At 63.9% G+C, this 5,364-nt stretch carries 5 protein-coding genes; 3 read left to right on the top strand and 2 right to left on the bottom strand.

Features of this window, described 5'->3' with window-relative positions:
• From ACK543_RS00260 to ACK543_RS00250, 3 genes are all read left to right on the top strand, one after another.
• Positions 1 to 1,092 (top strand): class I tRNA ligase family protein (locus ACK543_RS00260; RefSeq protein ID WP_409940877.1); only part of this gene is annotated, 1,092 nt, incomplete at its 5' end.
• Positions 1,092 to 1,607 (top strand): signal peptidase II, encoded by a 516-nt coding sequence (lspA, locus tag ACK543_RS00255; protein ID WP_409940876.1) that lies wholly within the window; start codon positions 1,092 to 1,094, stop codon positions 1,605 to 1,607. The genes ACK543_RS00260 and lspA, both read left to right, overlap by 1 nt.
• A 415-nt stretch (positions 1,608 to 2,022) precedes the next feature.
• Positions 2,023 to 3,678, top strand: coding sequence for a Na/Pi cotransporter family protein (locus tag ACK543_RS00250; RefSeq protein WP_409940875.1), 1,656 nt, complete (start codon positions 2,023 to 2,025; stop codon positions 3,676 to 3,678).
• 43 nt (positions 3,679 to 3,721) lie between these two features.
• On the opposite strand, the gene ACK543_RS00245 is transcribed toward ACK543_RS00250, so the two are convergent.
• On the bottom strand, positions 3,722 to 4,459 hold the full coding sequence (locus tag ACK543_RS00245; protein ID WP_409940874.1) for an NUDIX hydrolase: 738 nt from the start codon (positions 4,457 to 4,459) through the stop codon (positions 3,722 to 3,724).
• Between the two features lie 92 nt (positions 4,460 to 4,551).
• Positions 4,552 to 5,364 (bottom strand): quinone oxidoreductase family protein (locus ACK543_RS00240; RefSeq protein WP_409940873.1); only part of this gene is annotated, 813 nt, incomplete at its 5' end.

The raw sequence follows: 5,364 nt of genomic DNA, 5'->3' as shown, positions 1-5,364 counted from the left end.
GAAGGCCACGACCAGCATCGCGGCTGGTTTCATAGCTCGCTGCTGCTGGCATCGGCGCTGGAAGGCCGCGCGCCCTACCGCGGCCTGCTGACCCACGGCTTCACCGTGGACAGCCAGGGCCGCAAGATGAGCAAGTCGCTGGGCAACGGCATCGACCCGCAAGAGATCAACAAGAAACTGGGCGCAGAAATCATCCGCCTGTGGGTGGCCGCCAGCGACTACTCGGGCGATATCGCGGGCGACGAGAAGATCCTGGCGCGCGTGGTGGATGCCTACCGCCGCATTCGCAACACGCTGCGCTTTTTGCTCGCCAACGTGAGCGACTTTGATCCGGTCCAAGACGCCGTGCCGTTCGATCAGATGCTGGAGATCGACCGCTACGCCCTGACCCGCGCCACCGAGTTCCAGGCCACCGTGTTGGCGCATTACAAGGTGTATGAGTTCCACCCCGTGGTGGCCAAGCTGCAGTTGTACTGCTCGGAAGACCTTGGCGGCTTTTATCTGGACGTGCTCAAAGACCGCCTCTACACCACAGCGCCCAAGAGCCTGGCCCGCCGCAGCGCACAGACTGCGCTGTACCACATCACCCACGCCATGCTGCGCTGGATGGCACCCTTCCTGTCGTTCACCGCCGAAGAGGCGTGGAAGGTTTTCGGCCAGTCAGAGTCGATCTTTCTGGAAACCTACGGCAACGTAGCGGGTGTCGGTGCCGGTGCCGATGAGGGCCTGCTGGCCAAGTGGTCGCGCATCCGCGAGATCCGCGATGCCGTGAACAAGGAAATCGAGAACCTGCGCGCCGCGGGCCAGGTGGGCTCGTCGCTACAGGCCACCGTGACCCTGACCGCAACTGCCGAAGACCACGCGCTGCTGGCCAGCCTGGGAGATGACCTCAAGTTTGTGTTCATCACATCCGCTATTACATTGATAGCAGGAAATTCAATGGAGATTAGCGTGAAGGCCAGTTCTGATGCCAAATGTGAGCGTTGCTGGCACTACCGCAGTGATGTGGGCCACGATGCAGCGCACCCAACCATCTGTGGCCGCTGCACCAGCAACCTGCTGGGCGACGGCGAAGCGCGGGTGCACGCGTGATGGCGCGCGCATCCGGCTCCGCATCGTTTGGGGGGCGCAGCGGCCCCACCCTGTGGCCCTGGCTGGCGTGGGCGCTGGTCATCCTGGTGGCTGACCAGATCACCAAGACGCTGATCGTTGACCACTACGAGTTGGGCGACTCCACCTTCATCACGAGCTTCTTCAACATCGTGCGCGCGCACAATACGGGCGCTGCGTTTTCGTTGCTGGCAGACGCCGGGGGCTGGCAGCGCTGGCTGTTTACCGGCATTGGCGCTGCGGCAACCATCTTCATCGTCTGGCAGCTCAAGGCGCATCCGGGGCAAAAACTCTTTAGCTTCGCGCTGTCCAGCATTCTCGGCGGGGCCGTGGGCAATGTGGTGGACCGGCTTATGCACGGCTACGTCGTGGACTTCTTGCAGTTCCACTACGCCAACTGGTACTTCCCATCGTTCAACGTGGCGGACTCGGCCATTACTGTGGGAGCCGCGTGCCTGATTCTGGACGAGCTACTGCGGGTTCGTGGCAAACATTGAACCTAAAAACGGCAGTTGACCGCTTGTCATCTTGCCGCACACCGCGTGGCCTCGGGGCTTGCGCTGCTTTCGCAGCCTCACCTTTGGGGTGACAGCGCTATGCACTTGCCAGCACCGCTTGTAGGTTGAACCAGCCCACCCGCGACACCAAGCCAACGGCCCGCTCCCAGCGGGCCGTTTTGCTGTGGCGGCTGACTCTGCGGCTACCCCGTCCACCGGCGGTGCTGTGGAATCAGCAGTATCCTTATTTGCCAGGTTGATGACAGGCCACTTTCAGCGCCATTTGTAGAGCACATGTCGCGCGGGCCGCAGGCACTCGCAAACGCCGTCTGCGCCTGCCTTTTCAGCCCGGCAGTGGCGTGGAGAATGCTCTGCAGACCGCCGTTTCAAAAGAACAAGAAAATACCCCCGATCCATGAAACATCTTCTTAACTTGCTTGCCGCCGTGGCGCTGCTGATCTGGGGGACTCACCTGGTACGAAGAGGCGTCCTGCGGGTGTTTGGGGCCAACCTGCGGCAGCTGATCGCACACAGCGTCAGCAACCGTCTCACGGCCATGATGTCCGGCATTGGCGTCACGGCTCTGGTGCAATCCAGCACGGCCACGGCACTCATCGTCTCGTCCTTCGTGGGCCAGGGGATGGTCAGCCTGCCCGCTGCGCTGGCGGTGATGCTGGGTGCCGACGTGGGCACCAGCGTGATCGCCGTTGTGTTCTCGACAGACCTGTCATGGCTGTCTCCGCTGCTCATCTTAGTGGGTGTGGTGCTGTTCATCTCGCGCAAGGACACCACCGCTGGCCGTGTCGGTCGGGTCCTGATCGGCCTGGGCCTGATGCTGCTGGCCCTGCGCCTGATCACTGAATCCACAACCGTGCTCACCCAGTCACCTGCGGTACGCACCCTTTTGGGCGCGCTGACCAGCGACCTGCTGCTGGAGATACTCACCGGCGCCATGGTGGCGGTGCTGGCCTACTCCAGCCTTGCCACCGTTCTGCTCACGGCAGCGCTGGCTGGCTCGGGCGGGATTCCGCTGGACGTGGCGCTCGGTCTGGTCATCGGCGCCAACCTGGGCAGCGGCATCCTGGCGGTGCTCACCACGCTCAATTCCCCCCTTCTGACCCGCCAGGTCCCGATGGGTAACCTGATCTTCAAGGTCATCGGCGTGGTCATCATGGCGCCCCTGGTGGGCCTGTGGCTGCAGCATGCGCAAGCCTACGTACCCGACGCAGCCACACAGGTCGTGCTGTTTCACCTGGCTTTCAACATCGTCGCCTGCCTGGCCTGCATCGCGCTGACGGGCACGGTGGCCCGCGTGGCCGAGCGGCTGATGCCCGCGCAAAACCAGCAAGATGCCGCCGGCACGCGGCCTAGCCACCTCGATCCTTCCGCACTGGCCACACCCTCGCTGGCCATCTCGTGCGCTGCGCGCGAAGCGCTGCACCTGGCCGATGTGGTCGAGTCGATGCTGATCGGGTTGCACAAGGTGATCCGCACGGACGACCTGCGTCTGGCCGAAGAATTGCGCAAGCTGGACGACAAGGTGGACGGCCTGTATTCGGCCATCAAGTACTACCTGACCAAGATCTCGCGGGAGGCACTGGACGAACGCGAGGGCCGCCGCTGGGCTGACATCATCAGCTTCACCATCAACATGGAACAGATCGGCGACATCATCGAGCGCGTGCTGATCGATATCGAGGACAAGAAGATCAAGAAAGGCCGCCAGTTCTCTGAAGCGGGCATGGAAGAAATCAGCGAGCTGCACGCGCGGCTGCTGGACAACCTTCGCCTGGCCATGAGCGTATTTCTCGACGGTAGCGTGCGCGATGCGCAAAAGCTGCTGGAGGAAAAGGCACGCTTTCGCGACCTGGAGCACGCCTACTCGGTCACCCACCTGGCACGGCTGCAAGACAACACGGTGCAGAGCATCGAGACGAGTTCGTTGCATATCGACCTGATCAGCGAACTCAAGCGCATCAACTCGCTGCTGTGCTCCGTGGCGTATCCGATTCTTGAATCGGCCGGGGCGCTTGCGCCCAACCGGCTCAAGCCGGTGGCAGACCGCAGCTGATGCGGCGTGGCAGGCGGCAAGGCACGGGGCGCCTGGCCAACCATCACGCTCCGAAGAACCCAGCCAGCACCAGCCCGGCCTCCAGCGTGAAGCCCCCCTGCGCCACCCGCCCGCGCACCTCATCGGGGCTCAGCAGCGCAAAACACTCCACCTCGCCGTCCTGGTTGTCCGGGGGCATCCCATCGGGCACCACGGCGCTGAACCAGTCGATGCGCTCGACCATGAATCCGGCACCCTGCCCTTCACTGCTGGGGCGGCTGAACAGCACATGCCCGCCGTGCGTCAGCCCGTGCAGGCGCTCGACGCGCAGCCCAGCCTCCTCCCAGGTCTCGCGCTCCAGGGCCTGTGGCAGGGTATCGGCGGCCGACACCATCCCGCCCATCAGCGTATCCCACTTGCCAGGATCGTTGGGCTTGGTCAGGGCGCGCTTTTGCACCCAGATTCGGCCATCGGTGGCATGGCCGATCAGGTGCACGGCGCGCGTGGTGATGCCCAACACACGCACCGCACCGCGCTCGACCGTGGCGACCACCTCGCCCGCTGGGCTGCATACCGCCAGTTGCTCGTCACGCCACGGACCACACAGCCCCCGCTCACGCAGCGCGCAAGCCAGCGCATTGAGCGCCCGGGTGACCTCGTTTGCAGCCACCTCAAGGTGCCAGCACGGCGCGGCAGTCTCGTGCTTTTTCAACCGCAATGGATGCTGCTGGAGAATGCCTCCAGCGCCCGCTTCGTCAAAAAACCCCTGTGCAACCGAGCCAATCACATGCCCGGCGGCCACCAGCGGGTGCCTCGGCCTAGGCGGGGGTTGCGATGCCTGCTGGCGCGCGGCAGCCACCCACTGCGCGAAGGAAATTGCGCCCGAAGCCCCGTTCACAGCGTGAGGATGGTCGAACCGGTGGTCTTGCGTGCCTCCAGATCGCGGTGGGCCTGCTGCACCTCGGCCAGCGGGTAGCGCTGGTCAATATGGATCTTGACCTGACCGCTGGCCACCACGGCAAACAGATCATCAGCCATGGCCTGCGTGCTCTCCCGTGTCGCGATATGACTGAACAGAGTCTGGCGCGTGACATAGATCGAACCCTTGGTACCCAGCAAACCGGGGGCAAACGCTGCCACCGGACCGGAGGCATTGCCAAAGCTGGCCATCAGACCAAAGGGGCGCAGGCAATCGAGCGATTTATCCCAGGTGTCCTTGCCCACCGAGTCGTACACCACTTTCACGCCCTTGCCACCCGTGATGTCCTTCACACGGGCGGCAAAGTCTTCGGTGCTGTAGTTGATGGCGTGGGCCGCGCCGTTGGCCAGCGCGAGCTGACACTTGGCATCGCTGCCCGCCGTGCCGATGAGCTGCAGGCCCAGGGCCTTGGCCCACTGGCAGGCAATCAAACCAACGCCACCAGCGGCAGCGTGAAACAGCACATGGTCACCAGGCTGCAGGCCTTCCACGGGCAGCGTTTTCTTGAGCAGGTATTGCGCCGTCAGCCCCTTGAGCATCATGGCGGCAGCAGTCTCGAAACTGATGGCATCGGGCAGCTTGCAAACGCACTTGGCGGGCATCACGCGCACCTGGCAATACGCGCCGGGTGGCTGGCTGGCATAGGCCGCGCGGTCGCCCACACGCAGGTGGGTCACGCCCTCACCCACGGCCTCCACAACGCCTGCGCCCTCCATGCCAATGCCAGC

It is taken from the genome of Acidovorax sp. (assembly GCF_046341535.1).
Classification (GTDB): domain Bacteria; phylum Pseudomonadota; class Gammaproteobacteria; order Burkholderiales; family Burkholderiaceae_C; genus Acidovorax.
This window is presented reverse-complemented; position numbering and strand designations above follow the sequence as displayed.